The organism is Kribbella sp. NPDC026596, from assembly GCF_040638415.1.
GTDB lineage: Bacteria > Actinomycetota > Actinomycetes > Propionibacteriales > Kribbellaceae > Kribbella.
Window position 1 is genome coordinate 70,887 of the sequence record NZ_JBEZYF010000010.1, and the last position, 16,664, is coordinate 87,550.

General features: G+C 67.0%; 29 protein-coding genes and 1 pseudogene. All 30 read right to left on the reverse strand.

The window, feature by feature from the left end; all coding sequences use genetic code 11:
- Positions 1–9 precede the first annotated feature (9 nt).
- Positions 10–624, reverse strand: a complete 615-nt coding sequence (locus AB0E63_RS10745; protein WP_360364076.1) for a methyltransferase — start codon at positions 622–624, stop codon at positions 10–12.
- Entirely contained in the window at positions 617–1,429 is an 813-nt protein-coding gene (truA, locus tag AB0E63_RS10750) for a tRNA pseudouridine(38-40) synthase TruA (RefSeq protein WP_360364078.1), read from the reverse strand. Before truA ends, AB0E63_RS10745 begins: the two co-directional genes overlap by 8 nt.
- A 64-nt stretch (positions 1,430–1,493) precedes the next feature.
- Positions 1,494–2,042, reverse strand: coding sequence for a 50S ribosomal protein L17 (gene rplQ / locus AB0E63_RS10755; RefSeq protein ID WP_360364080.1), 549 nt, complete (start codon positions 2,040–2,042; stop codon positions 1,494–1,496).
- Positions 2,043–2,083: 41 nt separating this feature from the next.
- Positions 2,084–3,109 (reverse strand): DNA-directed RNA polymerase subunit alpha, encoded by a 1,026-nt coding sequence (locus AB0E63_RS10760; RefSeq protein WP_132402598.1) that lies wholly within the window; start codon positions 3,107–3,109, stop codon positions 2,084–2,086.
- Between the two features lie 103 nt (positions 3,110–3,212).
- Positions 3,213–3,821: a 30S ribosomal protein S4 gene (gene rpsD, locus AB0E63_RS10765; RefSeq protein ID WP_360364083.1), complete on the reverse strand. Its 609-nt coding sequence runs from the start codon at positions 3,819–3,821 to the stop codon at positions 3,213–3,215.
- A 23-nt stretch (positions 3,822–3,844) separates the two neighbouring features.
- The gene (gene rpsK / locus AB0E63_RS10770) at positions 3,845–4,252 is read right to left on the reverse strand and encodes a 30S ribosomal protein S11 (protein WP_012923659.1); all 408 of its coding nucleotides are present in this window, start codon (positions 4,250–4,252) and stop codon (positions 3,845–3,847) included.
- 41 nt (positions 4,253–4,293) lie between these two features.
- Positions 4,294–4,665, reverse strand: coding sequence for a 30S ribosomal protein S13 (rpsM, locus tag AB0E63_RS10775; RefSeq protein WP_012923660.1), 372 nt, complete (start codon positions 4,663–4,665; stop codon positions 4,294–4,296).
- A gap of 186 nt (positions 4,666–4,851) precedes the next feature.
- The gene (gene rpmJ / locus AB0E63_RS10780; protein WP_008361054.1) at positions 4,852–4,965 is read right to left on the reverse strand and encodes a 50S ribosomal protein L36; all 114 of its coding nucleotides are present in this window, start codon (positions 4,963–4,965) and stop codon (positions 4,852–4,854) included.
- Between the two features lie 34 nt (positions 4,966–4,999).
- Positions 5,000–5,221, reverse strand: coding sequence for a translation initiation factor IF-1 (infA, locus tag AB0E63_RS10785; RefSeq protein ID WP_012923661.1), 222 nt, complete (start codon positions 5,219–5,221; stop codon positions 5,000–5,002).
- Between the two features lie 178 nt (positions 5,222–5,399).
- Positions 5,400–6,182 carry a hypothetical protein gene (locus AB0E63_RS10790; RefSeq protein WP_360364085.1) on the reverse strand — a complete coding sequence of 261 codons (783 nt, stop codon included), beginning with the start codon at positions 6,180–6,182 and terminating at the stop codon, positions 5,400–5,402.
- Positions 6,183–6,205: 23 nt separating this feature from the next.
- Positions 6,206–6,652, reverse strand: a complete 447-nt coding sequence (locus AB0E63_RS10795) for a DUF1707 domain-containing protein (protein ID WP_360364087.1) — start codon at positions 6,650–6,652, stop codon at positions 6,206–6,208.
- A 64-nt stretch (positions 6,653–6,716) separates the two neighbouring features.
- On the reverse strand, positions 6,717–7,541 hold the full coding sequence (map, locus tag AB0E63_RS10800) for a type I methionyl aminopeptidase (protein WP_360364089.1): 825 nt from the start codon (positions 7,539–7,541) through the stop codon (positions 6,717–6,719).
- Between the two features lie 19 nt (positions 7,542–7,560).
- The gene (locus tag AB0E63_RS10805) at positions 7,561–8,133 is read right to left on the reverse strand and encodes an adenylate kinase (protein ID WP_360364091.1); all 573 of its coding nucleotides are present in this window, start codon (positions 8,131–8,133) and stop codon (positions 7,561–7,563) included.
- Positions 8,133–9,434 (reverse strand): preprotein translocase subunit SecY, encoded by a 1,302-nt coding sequence (gene secY / locus AB0E63_RS10810; protein ID WP_360364093.1) that lies wholly within the window; start codon positions 9,432–9,434, stop codon positions 8,133–8,135. Before secY ends, AB0E63_RS10805 begins: the two co-directional genes overlap by 1 nt.
- A gap of 133 nt (positions 9,435–9,567) precedes the next feature.
- Positions 9,568–10,008, reverse strand: a complete 441-nt coding sequence (rplO, locus tag AB0E63_RS10815) for a 50S ribosomal protein L15 (protein WP_360364095.1) — start codon at positions 10,006–10,008, stop codon at positions 9,568–9,570.
- Position 10,009: 1 nt separating this feature from the next.
- Complete coding sequence (gene rpmD, locus AB0E63_RS10820) at positions 10,010–10,192, reverse strand: 50S ribosomal protein L30 (RefSeq protein WP_360364097.1); 183 nt, start codon at positions 10,190–10,192, stop codon at positions 10,010–10,012.
- Positions 10,192–10,791 (reverse strand): 30S ribosomal protein S5, encoded by a 600-nt coding sequence (rpsE, locus tag AB0E63_RS10825; RefSeq protein ID WP_360364099.1) that lies wholly within the window; start codon positions 10,789–10,791, stop codon positions 10,192–10,194. Before rpsE ends, rpmD begins: the two co-directional genes overlap by 1 nt.
- A gap of 31 nt (positions 10,792–10,822) precedes the next feature.
- On the reverse strand, positions 10,823–11,206 hold the full coding sequence (gene rplR, locus AB0E63_RS10830) for a 50S ribosomal protein L18 (RefSeq protein WP_360364101.1): 384 nt from the start codon (positions 11,204–11,206) through the stop codon (positions 10,823–10,825).
- A 2-nt stretch (positions 11,207–11,208) separates the two neighbouring features.
- A complete protein-coding gene (gene rplF / locus AB0E63_RS10835) occupies positions 11,209–11,751 on the reverse strand; it encodes a 50S ribosomal protein L6 (RefSeq protein WP_360364103.1) in 543 nt (180 codons plus the stop codon).
- Positions 11,752–11,778: 27 nt separating this feature from the next.
- Positions 11,779–12,186 carry a 30S ribosomal protein S8 gene (gene rpsH / locus AB0E63_RS10840; protein ID WP_360364105.1) on the reverse strand — a complete coding sequence of 136 codons (408 nt, stop codon included), beginning with the start codon at positions 12,184–12,186 and terminating at the stop codon, positions 11,779–11,781.
- Between the two features lie 91 nt (positions 12,187–12,277).
- Positions 12,278–12,463, reverse strand: a complete 186-nt coding sequence (locus tag AB0E63_RS10845) for a type Z 30S ribosomal protein S14 (protein ID WP_012923674.1) — start codon at positions 12,461–12,463, stop codon at positions 12,278–12,280.
- Between the two features lies 1 nt (position 12,464).
- On the reverse strand, positions 12,465–13,040 hold the full coding sequence (gene rplE / locus AB0E63_RS10850; RefSeq protein WP_360364107.1) for a 50S ribosomal protein L5: 576 nt from the start codon (positions 13,038–13,040) through the stop codon (positions 12,465–12,467).
- Positions 13,040–13,426 (reverse strand): 50S ribosomal protein L24, encoded by a 387-nt coding sequence (gene rplX, locus AB0E63_RS10855; RefSeq protein WP_360364109.1) that lies wholly within the window; start codon positions 13,424–13,426, stop codon positions 13,040–13,042. Before rplX ends, rplE begins: the two co-directional genes overlap by 1 nt.
- Position 13,427: 1 nt before the next feature.
- Positions 13,428–13,796 carry a 50S ribosomal protein L14 gene (gene rplN, locus AB0E63_RS10860; protein ID WP_012923677.1) on the reverse strand — a complete coding sequence of 123 codons (369 nt, stop codon included), beginning with the start codon at positions 13,794–13,796 and terminating at the stop codon, positions 13,428–13,430.
- Positions 13,797–13,885: 89 nt separating this feature from the next.
- Positions 13,886–14,182: a 30S ribosomal protein S17 gene (gene rpsQ, locus AB0E63_RS10865; protein ID WP_360364111.1), complete on the reverse strand. Its 297-nt coding sequence runs from the start codon at positions 14,180–14,182 to the stop codon at positions 13,886–13,888.
- Positions 14,179–14,478, reverse strand: a complete 300-nt coding sequence (rpmC, locus tag AB0E63_RS10870; RefSeq protein WP_360364113.1) for a 50S ribosomal protein L29 — start codon at positions 14,476–14,478, stop codon at positions 14,179–14,181. The genes rpsQ and rpmC overlap by 4 nt, the downstream gene beginning before the upstream one ends.
- Positions 14,478–14,897 carry a 50S ribosomal protein L16 gene (rplP, locus tag AB0E63_RS10875; protein ID WP_360364114.1) on the reverse strand — a complete coding sequence of 140 codons (420 nt, stop codon included), beginning with the start codon at positions 14,895–14,897 and terminating at the stop codon, positions 14,478–14,480. Before rplP ends, rpmC begins: the two co-directional genes overlap by 1 nt.
- 3 nt (positions 14,898–14,900) lie before the next feature.
- Positions 14,901–15,749 carry a 30S ribosomal protein S3 gene (rpsC, locus tag AB0E63_RS10880; protein ID WP_360364116.1) on the reverse strand — a complete coding sequence of 283 codons (849 nt, stop codon included), beginning with the start codon at positions 15,747–15,749 and terminating at the stop codon, positions 14,901–14,903.
- A gap of 118 nt (positions 15,750–15,867) precedes the next feature.
- A pseudogene (rplV, locus tag AB0E63_RS10885) lies at positions 15,868–16,323 on the reverse strand (50S ribosomal protein L22); the annotation flags it as partial.
- Positions 16,324–16,373: 50 nt separating this feature from the next.
- Positions 16,374–16,655 carry a 30S ribosomal protein S19 gene (rpsS, locus tag AB0E63_RS10890; RefSeq protein ID WP_131361012.1) on the reverse strand — a complete coding sequence of 94 codons (282 nt, stop codon included), beginning with the start codon at positions 16,653–16,655 and terminating at the stop codon, positions 16,374–16,376.
- Positions 16,656–16,664 lie beyond the last annotated feature (9 nt).

The window sequence follows — 16,664 nt, forward strand, 5'->3', positions numbered from 1 at the left end:
TCCATACCCTCAGGACGGCGCTGGCCCCGCGTTCGTTGCACGCAGGACCCGGAACCCCTTCGCGCTGCCGACCCGCACGCAGGGGTAGCCCTGCTCGGTCATCCAGCGCTGCAGCGAGTCACCGCCGAGGTTCTTGCCGACGACGAACCATGCCACGCCACCGGGGGCAAGGCGAGCCAGCCAGTGCAGCAGCATCTTGTGCAGCTCGGGCTTGCCGATGTGGATCGCCGGGTTCGACCAGATCTGGTCGAACACCACCTCCGCCGGTACGCCGTCCGGCAGCACCGGGTGCACGCGGTCAGCCACCCCGGCGGTCCGCGCGTTCTCCCCGGTGAGCTCCAGCGCCCGGGTGTTCACGTCGACCGCCCAAACGGTTGCCTGCGGAGCCTCCACGGCCAGTGCGCACGCAATCGGCCCGTAGCCCGTCCCCAGGTCGAGGAAGGTGCCGGAGCCGGTCGGCGGGTCCACCTCGCGCAGCAACACCGCCGTACCGATGTCCAACCGGTCCCGGGAGAACACTCCGGTCGCAGTCGTGAACGTGTACTCGCGTCCCCAGATCCGGGCCTCGACGGTACGGCGTAGATCCGCGGAGCCGGGCTCCGCCGAGAAGTAGTGGTCAGCCACGCTGGTGCACCTCTCCCCTGACCTGACGGGCCTGGAGAGCCCGAGCGGCCAGCTCGTCATCGGCCGGGTAGCGCACTTCCTCCAGTGTGAGGCCGTGCGCGGGCAGCACCGACACAGCAGAGTCCCGCACCTTCCCGGCCAGTACGGCGGCCGGCCAGTCGACGTCACGCCGTCCGTCTCCGACAGGGATCATCGAGCCCACCAAGGCCCGGACCATCGAGTGACAGAAGGCATCCGCGATCACCGTGCCCTCCAGCTGCCCGGGAGCCGTCCGCTGCCAGGAGTACTCCAGCAGTGCGCGCACAGTGCTGGCGCCCTCTCGTTTCTTGCAGAACGCCGCGAAGTCGTGTTCACCCAGCAGTCCAGCAGCGGCAGCATTCATCCGATCCACATCCAGAGGGCGGCCCACTCGCAGTACGTAACCGCGGGTGAGCGGGTCCCAACCGATCGCATCGTCACACAAGCGGTAGACGTACCGACGGGCCAGGGCGGAGAAACGGGCGTCAAAACCCTCTGGAGCCGCGCTGACGGCCGTGACAGCTACATCCGCTGGTAGGACGCCGTTCAGGCTTCTGAGCAGCCTGAGTGGCTCTACAGCGCCTTCGACGTCCACATGGGTGACCTGGCCACGGGCATGTACGCCGGTGTCGGTCCGGCCGGCGCATGTGACGGTCAGCGGCTCGGGCAGCCGCAGTACAACGCGGAGGGTCTCCTCCAGGACGCCCTGCACGGTCCGGAGGCCCTCCTGACGAGCCCAGCCGTGGAAGCCCGTTCCGTCGTACCTCAGGTCGATCCGCCAGCGCACACGGCAATCTAACGCAACAGCGCCCCCGCACCGTGAGGTGAGGGGGCGCTGCCGAACAGCTCGTTTACTTGTCTTCGGTCTTGGCGTCCTCGACGACGTCCTGGACGTCCTCGGTCACGACGTCCTCGACCTTGGCCTCGTCCTCGACCTTGGCGTCGTCGACCTTGGCCTCGTCCTCGGCAACCGGCTTCTCCGCGGCAGCCTTCTTGGCCGGAGCCTTCTTCGCCGCGGTCTTCTTGGCCTTCGGCGAGTCCGCCAGCGCCTCGACCAGCTCGATCTTCACCATCGGGGCGTTGTCGCCCTTGCGCGGGCCGAGCTTGGTGATCCGGGTGTAGCCGCCCGGACGGTCGGCGTACCGCTCGCCGATCTCGGTGAAGAGCACGTGCACGACGCTCTTGTCCTTGATCCGCTTCATCACCTGGCGGCGGGAGTTCAGGTCACCACGCTTCGCCTTGGTGATCATCGACTCCGCCAGCGGCTGCAGGCGCTTGGCCTTGGCCGCGGTGGTGGTGATGGCGCCGTGCTCGAACAGCGACGTCGCGAGGTTGCTGAGGATCAGCTTCTCGTGCGCCGGGCTGCCGCCCAGCCGGGCACCCTTGGTGGGGGTAGGCATCTCTTACTCCAGAAAGGATTTCAGGCCAGCGGCCCGGGGGTTCAGTACTGCTCGGTCTCGGCGAAGCTCTCGTCGTCGTCCTCGGACTCGGTGCCGTAGGCCTCGGCGGCCGCGCGCAGGTCGAAGCCGGGGGGCGAGTCCTTCAGCGACAGGCCCATCTCGGCCAGCTTCAGCTTGACCTCGTCGATCGACTTGGAGCCGAAGTTGCGGATGTCCAGCAGGTCCTGCTCGCTGCGCGAGATCAGCTCACCCACGGTGTGGATGCCCTCGCGCTTGAGGCAGTTGTACGACCGGACGGTCAGCTGCAGGTCCTCGACCGGCAGGGCCAGGTCGGCCGCCATCTGCTCGTCCACCGGCGACGGGCCGATGTCGATGCCCTCGGCCTCGACGTTCAGCTCGCGGGCCAGGCCGAACAGCTCGACCAGCGTCTTACCGGCCGACGCGACGGCGTCGCGGGGCAGCATCGACGGCTTGGTCTCGACGTCGACCACGAGGCGGTCGAAGTCGGTGCGCTGCTCGACACGGGTCGCCTCGACCTTGTAGGTGACCTTGAGGACCGGGGAGTAGATCGAGTCGACCGGCATCCGGCCGATCTCGGCGTCCGCGGACTTGTTCTGGATCGCGGACACGTAACCACGGCCCCGCTCGACGACCAGCTCCATCTCGAGCCGGCCCTTCTCGTTCAGGGTGGCGATCTTCAGGTCCGGGTTGTGCACCTCGACACCGGCCGGCGGCGCGATGTCGGCGGCGGTGACGTCACCGGGGCCCTGCTTGCGCAGGTACATGGTGACCGGCTCGTCGTGCTCGGAGGAGACGACCAGGTCCTTCAGGTTCAGGATCAGCTGGGTGGCGTCTTCCTTGACCCCGGCAACGGTCGAGAACTCGTGCAGGACGCCGTCGACCTTGATGCTGGTCACGGCGGCACCGGGGATGGAGGACAGCAGGGTCCGGCGGATCGAGTTGCCGAGGGTGTAGCCGAAGCCCGGCTCGAGCGGCTCGATCACGAACCGCGAGCGGTGCTCGTCGACGACCTCTTCGGTCAGGGTGGGGCGCTGTGCGATTAGCAACTTCGTGTTCCTTCTCTGTCGCGACGACCACTATTTGAGGTCGCGAGGGATGAAGTACCGACCAGTCCGGCCGGCGGCCCGAAGGCCACCGGCCGGAGCAGGATCAGTTCTTCGAGTAGAGCTCGACGATCAGGTGCTCGGCGACCTGGGTGTCGATCTGCTGCCGGGTCGGCAGCTGGTGGACGAGGATGCGAAGCCGCTCGGGCATCACCTCGAGCCAGGCCGGGACGACGCGCTCGGAGTGCGTCTCCCGGGCGATGATGAACGGGGTCGTCTCGACCGACTTCGCCTTGACATCGATGATGTCGTGCGCGGCCACCCGGTACGACGGGATGTTCACCTTGACGCCGTTCACGGTGAAGTGACCGTGCACGACGAGCTGACGGGCCTGCCGACGGGTCCGGGCCAGGCCGGCGCGGTAAACCACGTTGTCCAGCCGGGACTCGAGGATGATCAGCAGGTTGTCACCGGTCTTGCCGGAGCGCCGCGAGGCCTCCTCGTAGTACCGGCGGAACTGCTTCTCCAGAACGCCGTACGAGAAGCGGGCCTTCTGCTTCTCACGGAGCTGGAGCAGGTACTCGCTCTCCTTCGGGCGACCGCGGCCGTGCATACCCGGCGGGTACGGACGACGCTCGAACGCCTTGTCGCCACCGACGAGGTCGACCCCGAGACGGCGCGACTTCTTGGTCATGGGTCCGGTGTAACGGGCCATTTTCGCTGCCTACCTTTCCTGGGTCAGACCCGGCGCCGCTTGGGAGGGCGGCAGCCGTTGTGGGCGGTCGGGGTGACGTCCTGGATGGTGCCGACCTCGAGGCCGACGGCACCCAGCGAACGGATCGCGGTCTCACGGCCGGAGCCGGGACCCTTCACGAACACGTCGATCTTGCGCATGCCGTGCTCCATCGCCCGGCGTCCGGCGGCCTCGGCGGCCATCTGCGCGGCGAACGGGGTGGACTTGCGCGAGCCCTTGAAGCCGACGGTGCCCGCGGAAGCCCACGAGATGACCGCGCCGGTCGGGTCGGTGATCGTCACGATCGTGTTGTTGAACGTGCTCTTGATGTGCGCGTGGCCGGCGGCCACGTTCTTCTTCTCCTTGCGGCGCACCTTCTTCGCGCCGGCCGCGGTGCGGCTCTTGGGAGGCATAGGTCAGTTGCTCCTGGGGTGGTCGACGGTCATCCGGGTCATCACTTCTTCTTCTTGCCGGCGATCGCCTTACGACGACCCTTGCGGCTGCGGGCGTTGGTCCGCGTGCGCTGACCACGTACCGGCAGACCGCTGCGGTGCCGGCGACCCTGGTACGACCCGATCTCGATCTTGCGGCGGATGTCCGCGGTCACCTCGCGACGGAGGTCACCTTCGATCTTGTAGTTGCCTTCGATCCAGTCCCGGAGCTTCACCAGCTCCTCGTCGCCCAGTTCGTGGACGCGCTTGTCACCGGAGATCCCGGTGGCCTCGAGCGTCTTCAGGGCGCGAGTACGGCCTACACCGAAGATGTAGGTCAGAGCGACCTCGATGCGCTTGTCGCGCGGCAGGTCGACTCCTACGAGGCGTGCCATGTGGCGGTGTTCCTTTCGTCGGCAGAGGTGTGGTGGCGCGCCGCGTCCTTGCCCGCCTCGGTGAGTTTGCTGATCACCGGCAAGGCCCCGGCCTCTGTTCCGGGGGCGACAGCCGGCACTGCGAAAGTGCCGGCTGAGCGTGCGCGCTGTGGTGCGAAAGTGCCGTGTACTGCTCGAAGAGCTTGGTCAGCCCTGCCGCTGCTTGTGCCGCGGGTTCTCGCAGATCACCATGACCCGGCCGTGACGGCGGATCACCTTGCACTTGTCGCAGATCTTCTTGACGCTCGGATTGACCTTCATCGAGCTTCTTTCTTCGACAGGTGTTGGTGTGGTCCTACTTGTACCGATAGACGATGCGACCCCGGGTGAGGTCGTACGGCGACAGCTCCACGACGACCCGGTCCTCGGGGAGGATCCGGATGTAGTGCTGCCTCATCTTGCCGCTGATGTGCGCGAGCACCTTGTGCCCGTTGGACAGCTCAACACGGAACATCGCGTTCGGCAGGGCCTCAACGATGGTGCCCTCGAGTTCGATGACTCCCTCTTTTTTGGGCATGTCCTCGCACTTCTGTAGACGACGTACTGAAAAGGTGGGTACTACTGGCTCGGCCCAGGCTCTGATGCCCTCCTGACACGAGGTCAGGCAGCCGCGGGCACAACGAGACAGAGGCTACAAAGAGCCAAGGAAAGAGTGTACGCCACTCACCTACCCGAAACCCAATCGAGCCCCTGCGTCACGAATTGGTGGCGGCCCACTGCTCCCCTTCGCGCCAGATCTGCTGCGGCATCAGGTCCACGAGATCACAGACCGCATCCAACTGAGCGAGCGCTGTAGTGGAATCGCGGTACGCCGGGAGGATCGCGACGAACCGCCGGCCCTCGCAGCTGAAGCCGAACGGCGGCACCTGCGCCAGCGCCTCGACCGCCCGCGGGTGCAGGACTGCCTGTGCGTGGTCCTCGCGACCGTTGAACAGCCGGTAGTGCGCCGGCAGCCCGTCGACCTCCATCGGGATCGGCAGCAGGCTCGCGGCCGCCACCGGGGCCAGCGATGCGGGCAGCACCTGCAAGGGCGGCAAGGGCCGGTCCACCTGCAGATCGAGGAAGTCGAAGCCGAGCTCACGACGCCGTACCTTGTGCCGGAAGCGCCCGGTCCAGAACTCCCGGCCCCGATGCCGCCCGGTGGTCACGTCGACCACCGTCGCGCCCGGGTCGGTGTTGAACGGCGGGAAGGGCCAGCGCTCCAGCAACTCCGAACCGGAGGCGTTGGTCCGCCAGCCCAGTTGTCCGGCCGCGTCAGCCCAGGACTTGCGCTGCCGGCCGTCGGCCATCCGCATCGCGAGCGTGAAGATCACCAGCACCAGGAACCAGCCCAGCACGAACCAGCCCACCCAGCGCGGCTCCAGCAGCAGACCCACGAGCACCAGCGGTACGGCGATGGCGAACCAGATGAGGTAAACCAGGGCGGACCCCTGACGCAGCTGCCACGCCACATCCGGCCGCAGACGCGGACCGACCACGCGGCGACTGACCGGGGCCGCTGTCAACGGCGCTTCCCGAGGTTGCCCAGGGCGATGAACGCCCACGGGATCAGCAGCCAGACCGGCCAGAAATGCGGCCAGTGCCCACCGTTGCCGAGGCCGATCACGAACCAGATCACCACGTTGATGACGACGACCCCGGTGAACCCGCCGCCCAGCGCAGCCAGCCCGTGCCGACCGCTGTGCTTCTTGCGCTCCGGGAAGTCGCCCGGCGCCGGCGCCGGCTTGGTGTCCTGGACCACCTCAGGTGTCTGGTACGTCCGTACCGGCGGCAGGTCACGCACCAGCGGCTCGAGCTCGCCGTAGGTCTGGACGGTGTAGAGCTGGTCCAGGCGGGAGGAGAACTCGGGCTGATCCAGCCGGCCGTCCGCGAACGCGTCCCGCAGCCGCCCGGCGATCTTGTCCCGGTCGGCTTCGGTGAAACGCTGGTGCGGCTGGTACTGAGGCATGGCTCAAGTGTGCCTCAGCCCCGGTTCGCATGGCGTCCCCCGATGGGTTGACCCACCGGGTCCGTCAATCGGCCAGGGCCCCGAACTCGATACCGAGCTCGGCCAGCTTGGCCTCGCCGCCGTCGAGGGCGGTGAGCACCCACGGCCCCTGCGGGGTGAGCGTGAAGGTGTGCTCGGTGTGCGCGGCGACCTGGCCGTCGTCGGTGACGACCGTCCAGTCGTCCTCGAGCGTGTGGTTGTCCTGCTTGCCGAGCGTGAGCATCGGCTCGACCGCCAGCGCCAGCCCCTCGACGAGCTTGGGGCCGCGGCCCGGGCGGCCGAAGTTCGGCACGTTCGGCGGCTGGTGCATCGCCGACCCGATCCCGTGCCCGACGAAGTCCTCGACGATCCCGTACGACGACGTCGTACGAACGTGGGCCTCGACGGCGGCGGAGATGTCGGTGAGCCGGCCACCGAGCCTCGCGGCGGCGAACCCACGCCACATCGACTCTTCACAGACCCGGGCCAACTCGAGCAGCTCGGCACCGACCTCGCCGACCGGCACCGTGATCGCGGCGTCGCCGTGCCAGCCGTCCACGATCGCACCGCAGTCGATCGAGATCAGATCGCCGTCGGCCAGCACCCGGTCACCGGGGATGCCGTGCACGATCTCGTCGTTCACCGAAGCGCAGATCGAGCCGGTGAAGCCGTGGTAGCCCTTGAACGACGGCGTCGCGCCGGAGGAACGGATGTTGTCCTCGGCGATCGCGTCCAGCTCGCCGGTCGTCATGCCGGCCCGGACCTCGCCGCGGAGCAGCTCCAGCGTGCGGCCGACGACCAGGCCGGCCGCACGCATGGAAAGGATCTGTTCGCGGGTCTTGATCTCGATCCCGCGGTCCTTAAAGATCACTGCACATCATCCGCTGACGTCACTGCGTGATCGTCTTCAAGGCGGCGAGAACACGTTCGCTCACCTCGTCGATCTCGCCGACACCGTCCACCTCGACCAGCAGGCCGCGCTGGGCGTACACCCGCAGCAGCGGCTTGGTCTCGGCGGTGTAGACGTCCTGCCGGTGCCGGATGACCTCTTCGGAGTCGTCCGTCCGGCCGTCGGTCTGGGCCCGCTTGAGCATCCGGCCGACCAGCACGTCGGTGTCGGCGACCAGCGCCACCACCGCGTCCAGCTGGTGGCCGTGGTCAGCCACGATGGCGTCCAGCGTGCCCACCTGGGCGACCGTCCGGGGGTAGCCGTCGAGGAGGAAACCCTCGCCCGCGTCGGCCTCGGACAGCCGGTCCCGCACCATTGCGTTGGTGACCTCGTCCGGGACGTAGTCACCGGCGTCCATGTAGCGCTTCGCTTCGAGCCCGAGCGGCGTCTCGTCCTTGACGTTTGCACGGAAGATGTCACCGGTGGACACGGCCGGGATATTCAGGCGTTCCGCAAGCACCTTTGCCTGCGTGCCCTTGCCCGCCCCGGGCGGACCCATCAGCAACATTCTCATCAGCGCAGGAACCCTTCGTAGTTTCGCTGCTGCAGCTGACTCTCGATCTGCTTCACCGTGTCCAGTCCGACGCCGACCATGATCAGGATCGACGTACCACCGAACGGGAAGTTCTGGTTCGCGTTCAGCAGGACGAGCGCGACCAGCGGGATCATCGAGATCGCCGCGAGGTAGATCGCGCCTGGCAGCGTGATGCGGGACAGCACGTAGCCCAGGTACTCCTCGGTCGGCCGTCCCGCCCGGATCCCGGGGATGAAGCCGCCGTACTTCTTCATGTTGTCTGCAACTTCCTTCGGATTGAAGGTAATCGAGACGTAGAAGTACGTGAAGAAGATGATCAGGGCGACGTACGTCACCATGTAGATCGGGTGGTCACCCTTGACCAGGTTGCCCTGGATCCAGTTCGCCCACGGCTTGCCCTGCTGGAACTGACTGATCAGCACCGGCAGGTAGAGCAGGCTGGAAGCGAAGATGACCGGGATCACACCGGCCTGGTTGACCTTCAGCGGGATGTACGTCGAGGTGCCGCCGAACATCTTGCGGCCGACCATCCGCTTGGCGTACTGCACCGGGATCCGGCGCTGCGCCTGCTCGATGAAGATGACCGCGGCCATGATCACCAAACCGATCGCGACCACCACCACGAAGGTGGGGATGCCCTTCTCCTTGCGGATGTTCCACAGCTGGGTCGGGAAGGTCGCCACGATCTGGGTGAAGATCAGGATCGACATGCCGTTACCGACGCCACGGTCGGTGATCAGCTCGCCCAGCCACATGATCACGCCGGTGCCGGCGGTCATGGTGAGCACGATCACGCTGATCGTGAACCAGTCGTCCTTGTACAGCAGGGGCTCCTGGCAGCCCTGGAACAGGCGGCCCGGTGTCCGGGCCAGTGCGACGAACGCGGTGGACTGCAGGATCGCCAGCCCGACGGTCAGGAACCGGGTGTACTGGGTGATCTTGGCCTGTCCCGCCTGGCCCTCCTTCTTCAGCGACTCCAGCCGCGGGATCACCACGGTGAGTAGCTGCAGGATGATGCTGGCGGTGATGTACGGCATGATGCCGAGCGCGAAGATCGCGAGCTGCAGCAGCGCACCGCCGGAGAACAGGTTGATCAGGTTGTAGAGGTTCGCGTTCGCGCCACCCTGCGAGATCTTGATACAGGTGTGCAGCGACTGAACGTTCACGCCCGGGGCCGGCACGACCGAGCCGATCCGGAAGATCACGACGATGAAGAGCACGAACAAGATCTTCCGGCGCAGGTCCGGAGTCTTGAACGCGTTGGCAAAGGCGCCTAACACCCTGTCCTCCCACATGTTTCCTCTGCCCCGGGCAGGGCAGGGGCCTAGCAAAGCTGCTGGGCAAGAGACGAACCAGGGCTCGTCCGACCGGCGCAGGATATCAAGCGCCGTACCGGTCGAGCCCTGGACCTCGTCACACCTCGGTGAAGGTTCCCCCGGCCGCCTGGATCTTCTCCTGGGCGGACTTGGAGAACTTGTGCACCGAAACCTGCAGTGCCACGGTCAGTTCGCCGTCACCCAGCACCTTCACCGGCTGACCGCTACGAACCGCACCCTTGGCGACCAGTTCGGCCACGCCGACCTCGCCACCCTCGGGGAACAGTTGTCCGAGCTTGTCCAGGTTAACGACCTGGAACTCCACCCGGTTCCTGCTCTTGAAGCCCTTCAGCTTCGGAAGCCGCATGTGCAGCGGCATCTGGCCACCCTCGAACCACTCGGGGATGTTGTTGCGGGCCTTGCTGCCCTTCGTACCGCGGCCGGCCGTCTTGCCCTTGCTGCCCTCACCGCGACCCACGCGGGTCTTGGCGGTCTTGGCACCGGGCGCCGGACGCAGGTGGTGAACCTTCAGCGCCATGTCAGTCGACCTCCTCGACGGTGATGAGGTGGCGAACCGTACGCACCATGCCGCGGACCTCGGGACGGTCGTCGTGGACGGCGACGTCGCCGATCCGCTTGACGCCCAGGGTGCGCAGCGTGTCGCGCTGGTTCTGCTTGCCACCGATGCCGGAACGGGTCTGGGTCACCTTCAGGCGTGCCATCAGGACGACACCTCCGCCCGCGCCTTCAGCAGCGCCGCCGGGGCGACGTGCTCGACCGGCAGGCCACGACGCGCGGCCACGGCCTCCGGGGTCTCCAGGCTGCGCAGCGCCGCAACGGTGGCGTGCACCACGTTGATGGCGTTGGACGAGCCCAGCGACTTGCTGAGGATGTCGTGGATCCCGGCGCACTCCAGTACGGCGCGCGCCGAGCCACCCGCGATCACACCGGTACCGGGAGCGGCCGGACGCAGCATGACAACGCCTGCGGCCTTCTCGCCCTGGACCGGGTGCGGGATGGTGCCCTGGATCCTCGGCACCTTGAAGAAAGACTTCTTGGCCTCCTCGACACCCTTGGCGATCGCCGCGGGCACCTCCTTGGCCTTGCCGTAACCCACACCGACGGTGCCTTCACCGTCGCCGACGACCACGAGGGCGGTGAAGCTGAAGCGACGACCACCCTTCACGACCTTGGCGACACGGTTGATGGCTACCACGCGCTCGATGTAGGCGGTCTTGTCGGCTGCCGCACCACGACCACCGTCGCGGTTACGGCGCTCACCACCGGCGCCGCCTCCGCGACGCTGCTGGCCTCCGCTCATTCGAACTACCTCTTCCTGTGTTGTGTCGCCGTCAGAAGCCGAGGCCGCCCTCACGGGCGGCGTCGGCCAGTGCCGCGATGCGGCCGTGGTACTTGTTCCCGGCCCGGTCGAAGACGACCGAGTCGATGCCGGCAGCCTTGGCCCGGTCGGCGATCAGGCCGCCGACGGTCTTGGCCTTGTCGGTCTTGTTCGTGTCCGCGCCACGCAGGTCGGCCTCCATGGTGGAGGCGGAGACCAGCGTCGTGCCGGCCACGTCGTCGATGACCTGTACGAACAGGTGCTTCGAGGACTTGGTGACCACCAGTCGCGGCCGGTCGGCCGTGCCGTTGATCTTCTTCCGGACCCGAATCTGGCGACGCAGCCGCGACGCCGTCTTCTTGGCGGAGTGCTTGTGCGGACGCAGTCCGATCGCCATGGTTACTTACCAGCCTTTCCGACCTTGCGGCGCACCTGCTCGCCGGCGTACCGCACACCCTTGCCCTTGTACGGCTCGGGCTTGCGCAGCTTGCGGATGTTGGCGGCGACCTCGCCGACCGACTGCTTGTCGATGCCCTGCACCGAGAAGCGGGTCGGCGCCTCCACCACGAAGCTGATGCCCTCGGGGGCATCGACGGTGATGGTGTGGCTGTACCCGAGCGAGAACTCCAGCTGGGTCGGTCCCTTGGCCAGGACGCGGTACCCGACGCCGACGATCTCGAGCTTCTTCTCGTAGCCCTCCGTCACTCCGGTCACCAGGTTGGCGATCAGGGTGCGGGACAGGCCGTGCAGTTCCTTGCTCCTGCGCTGGTCGTCGGGGCGGGTCACGGCGATCGTGCCGTCCTCGTCCCGATTGACCGCGATCGGCTCAGCCACGACGTGCGACAGCTGACCCTTCGGACCCTTCACGGTGACCGTCTGGCCGTCGATCGTGACGTCGACGCCGGACGGGACCGTGACCGGGAGTTTACCGATGCGAGACATGAGAGTGGTCCTCCTTCCGGTTCTTCGTCACCAGACGTAGGCGAGGACTTCCCCGCCGACGCCCTTGTTCTTGGCCTGACGGTCGGTCAGCAGTCCCTGGGACGTCGAGATGATCGCGACGCCCAGGCCACCGAGGACCTTGGGCAGGTTGGTCGACTTCGCGTAGACCCGCAGGCCCGGCTTGCTGATCCGGCGCACGCCCGCGATGGAGCGCTCCCGGCTCGGGCCGAACTTGAGGTCGACGACCAGGGTCTTGCCGACGGCGCCCTCCTTGGGCTCCTCCACCTGGTAGGAGGAGATGTAGCCCTCCTGCTGGAGGATGTCGGCGATGCCCTGCTTGATCTTGCTGTACGGCATTGAGGTCGACTCGTGGTACGCCTGGTTGGCGTTGCGCAGACGCGTCAGCATGTCTGCGATCGGGTCGGTCATCGTCATGGCCTGGGGCCTCTTTCCCGCCGTGGTTTCGCCGGCCGGCGACCTACGGTGACTAGATGGTGAATGGAGAAAAGATCAAGGGTGGAGACGGTCACCAGCTGGACTTGGTCACGCCGGGCAGCTCGCCCCGGTGCGCCATCTCCCGCAGGCAGATCCGGCACAGGCCGAACTTGCGGAAGACCGCCTTCGGCCGGCCGCAGCGCTGGCAGCGGGTGTAACCGCGCACCGCGAACTTCGGCTTCCGGGCCTGCTTGACCTTGAGTGCTGTCTTCGCCACGTCAGTTCTCCTTGAACGGGAAACCGAGCTGCCGCAGCAGGGCCCGGCCCTCGTCGTCGTTCTTCGCGGTGGTCACCACGGTGATGTCCATACCCCGGACCCGGTCGATGCGGTCCTGGTTGATCTCGTGGAACATCACCTGCTCGGTCAGACCGAAGGTGTAGTTCCCGGTGCCGTCGAACTGCTTCGGGGACAGGCCGCGGAAGTCGCGGATCCGGGGCAGCGCGAGCGCCAGCAGCCGGTCCAGGAACTCCCACATCCGGTCGCCGCGCAGCGTCACGTGGGCGCCGATCGGCATGCCCTCGCGCAGCTTGAACTGCGCGATCGACTTGCGGGCCTTGGTCACCTGCGGCTTCTGGCCGGTGATCGCGGCCAGGTCCTTCACCGCGCCGTCGATCAGCTTGGAGTCGCGAGCCGCCTCGCCGACGCCCATGTTCACCACGATCTTGGTGAGGCCGGGCACCTGCATGACGTTGTCGAACTGGAACTGCTCCTGCAGCTTGCCGACGATCTCTTCGCGGTACTTCGTCTTCAGCCGCGGCTGAACCTTGGTGTTCTCGGTAGCCGTCGCAGTCATCAGATCTCCTCGCCGGTACGCCGCGCGATCCGGACGCTCCGGAAACCGGTGTACGTCGAGCCGTCGGGGCGCCGCTTCTGCACCTCGACGCGGTTGTAACCGACGCGGGTGGTCACCTTCTGCTTCTTGCCGTCCTTGTCGACCTCGACCAGAAGCATCACGTTCGAGACGTGGATCGGGGCTTCCTGGGTGACGATGCCACCGGTGGTGCCGCCGCGCTGGGCCTGCTGCACCTTGGTGTGCTTCTTGACCCGGTTCACGCCCTCGACGATGACCTTCTCGGCGTCGGGCATGACCTGGATGATCTTGCCCTCGAGGCCCTTGGACTTACCGGCGATCACGCGGACCTGATCGCCCTTCTTCACGTGCAATTTCCGCTGCGACATATCAGAGCACCTCCGGGGCGAGCGAGATGATCTTCATGAAGCGCTTCTCGCGCAACTCCCGGCCGACCGGCCCGAAGATACGGGTGCCACGGGGCTCGCCGTCGGCCTTCAGGATCACCGCGGCGTTCTCGTCGAAGCGGATGTAGGAGCCGTCCGGACGCCGGCGCTCCTTCACGGTCCGCACGACGACCGCCTTGACGACGTCACCCTTCTTCACACCGCCGCCCGGGATCGCATCCTTGACGGTGGCGACGATCGTGTCACCGACACCGGCGTAGCGCCGACCGGAGCCACCGAGAACGCGGATGCACAAGATCTCCTTGGCACCCGTGTTGTCGGCGACCTTCAGTCGCGACTCCTGCTGGATCATCTGTTGATCTCCTGGTTGTCTCGCTGGTTCTCACGTCCGTGAGCCTTGCGGAACGAATAAATTCGATTAGTTGCCGGCAGCACCGGTAACTACTTGGCCTTCTCGAGGATCTCGACGACGCGCCAGCGCTTGGTCGCCGACAGCGGCCGGGTCTCCATCAGGAGGACACGGTCGCCGATACCGGCGGCGTTCTGCTCGTCGTGCGCCTTGAGCTTGCTGGTGCGCCGGATGACCTTGCCGTAGAGCTTGTGCTTGACCCGGTCCTCGACCTCGACGGTGACGGTCTTGTCCATCTTGTCGCTCAGCACCAGACCCTCTTTGGTCTTACGGCGGCCTCGCGTCTGCGCGGTCGTGCTCACGGTCTCGTCCTTCACGTTCTCGGTCATGCCTTGCTCCCAGCCTTGTCGCTGTCGTCCGCGGTGTCGGCGTCGTCAGCGACGACCTCCTCGGTCGCGGCCGACTCCTCGACCTCATCGGTGATGCCGAGCGCCCGCTCGGTCAGCACCGTGTAGATGCGGGCGATGTCCTTGCGGACGGCGCGCAGCCGGCCGTGGGACTCCAGCTGACCCGTAGCAGCCTGGAACCGGAGGTTGAACAGCTCCTCCTTGGCCTCACCGAGCTTGCTCATCAGCTCGTCCTTGCCGAGGTTGCGCAGTTCGGCGGCGGTCACGGTGGTAGCCATCAGTTCTCACCTGCCTCTCGGGAGATGAAGCGGCACTTCATCGGCAACTTGTGGATCGCGCGGCGCAGGGCCTCGCGAGCGATGTCCTCCGGCACGCCGGACAGCTCGAACAGCACCCGGCCGGCCTTGACGTTGGCGATCCACCACTCCGGCGAACCCTTACCGGAACCCATCCGGGTCTCAGCAGGCTTCTTGGTCAGCGGGCGGTCGGGGTAGATGTTGATCCACACCTTGCCGCCACGCTTGATGTGCCGCGTCATCGCGATACGCGCGGCCTCGATCTGCCGGTTGGTGACGTAGTGGTTCTCCAGCGCCTGGATGCCGAAGTCACCGAAGGCCAGCGTCGTACCACCCTTGGCAGCGCCGGAGCGCCCCGGGTGGTGCTGCTTGCGGTGCTTGACCTTGCGGGGGATGAGCATCGGTCAGCTCTCCGTTCCGGTCGTCTCGGCGGGCTTGTCGGCCGCCGGCGCGCTCGCCTCGGCGGCCGGAGCCGCGGAGCGGGCGTTGTCCCGACGGTCGTCACGACGGCCACCGCGGTCACCACGGTCACGGTCGCCACCTCGGCCACCGCGGTCGTCGCGACGGGCCGGCCGACGCTGCTGAGTCGCGGCGCGGGCCGCGGCCTGCGCTTCACGCTCGGCCCGGGAGCCGGCCACGTCACCCTTGTAGATCCAGACCTTCACGCCGATCCGGCCGAAGGTCGTGCGGGCCTCGTAGAAGCCGTAGTCGATGTCCGCGCGGAGCGTGTGCAGCGGCACCCGGCCCTCACGGTAGAACTCCGACCGCGACATCTCCGCGCCACCCAGACGACCGGAGCACTGGATCCGGATGCCCAGGGCGCCGCCACGCATGGTGGTCTGCATCGCCTTGCGCATCGCGCGGCGGAACGCCACGCGGCCGGACAGCTGCTCGGCCACACCCTGGGCGACCAGCTGAGCGTCGACCTCGGCGTTCTTCACCTCGAGGATGTTCAGCTGCACCTGCTTGCCGGTGAGCTCCTCCAGGCTGCCCCGAATCCGGTCCGCCTCGGCGCCACGGCGACCGATGACGATGCCCGGACGAGCGGTGTGGATGTCGACCCGGACCCGGTCACGGGTGCGCTCGATCTCCACACGGGAGATGCCGGCGCGCTCCATGCCCTTGCTCAGCAGGCGACGGATCTTGACGTCCTCGCCCACGTAGTCCTTGTACAGCTTGTCGGCGTACCAACGGCTCTTGTGATCGGTGCTGATGCCGAGACGGAACCCGTGCGGGTTTACCTTCTGGCCCACGTCAGGACTCCTTCTTCTCAGCGGTCTTCTTGGCAGCCGTCGTCTTCGCGGTCGCCTTCTTGGCCGGCTTCTCGGCGGTCTCGGCCTGGTCGGCCGCGGCCTTCTTCGCCGGCGCCTTCTTGGCCGCGTCGGCCTTCTTGGCCGACTTCTTGGCGGGGGCCTTCTCGACCGGCTCGTCCTGGACCCGCGGCGTCACCACGACGGTGATGTGGCTGGTCCGCTTGTCGATCCGGGTGGCCCGGCCCTGGGCGCGCGGGCGGTGACGCTTCAGCGTCGGGCCCTCGTCCACGAGGACCTTCGCCACGATCAGCTCGGTCCGGCTCAGGTGCTCGGTGCCCTCGGCGTTCGCCGCAGCGCTGTCGACGACCTTGTACACGGTCGCGGCAGCGGCCTGCGGGGCGAACTTCAGAGTGGCGAGTGCGTCGTCGACGCCCAGACCGCGCACCAGGTCACCCACGCGGCGCGCCTTCATCGGCGTCACGCGGACGAAGCGCGCGACCGCGAAGGCCCCGGGCTCGTCGCCCAGCAGGCTCTCGCGACGGGCGCTGACCGCCCTACGCTCTTGAACGCTCATGATGTTCGAATCTCTCCGTAGGTTGCTTTCGCTTCGTCACTGACCATGGGTCAGCGACGCCGTGACTTCCGGTCGTCCTTCTCGTGACCCTTGAACGTCCGGGTCGGAGCGAACTCGCCGAGCTTGTGCCCGACCATCGCGTCCGTCACGAACACCGGCACGTGCTTGCGGCCGTCGTGCACCGCGAGCGTGTGGCCGATCATGTCCGGCACGATCATCGATCGGCGGGACCAGGTCTTGATGACGTTCTTGGTGCCCTTCTCGTTCTGCACCTCCACCTTCTTCATCAGGTGGTGGTCGACGAACGGGCCCTTCTTCAAACTGCGTGGCATCTGGCCGGC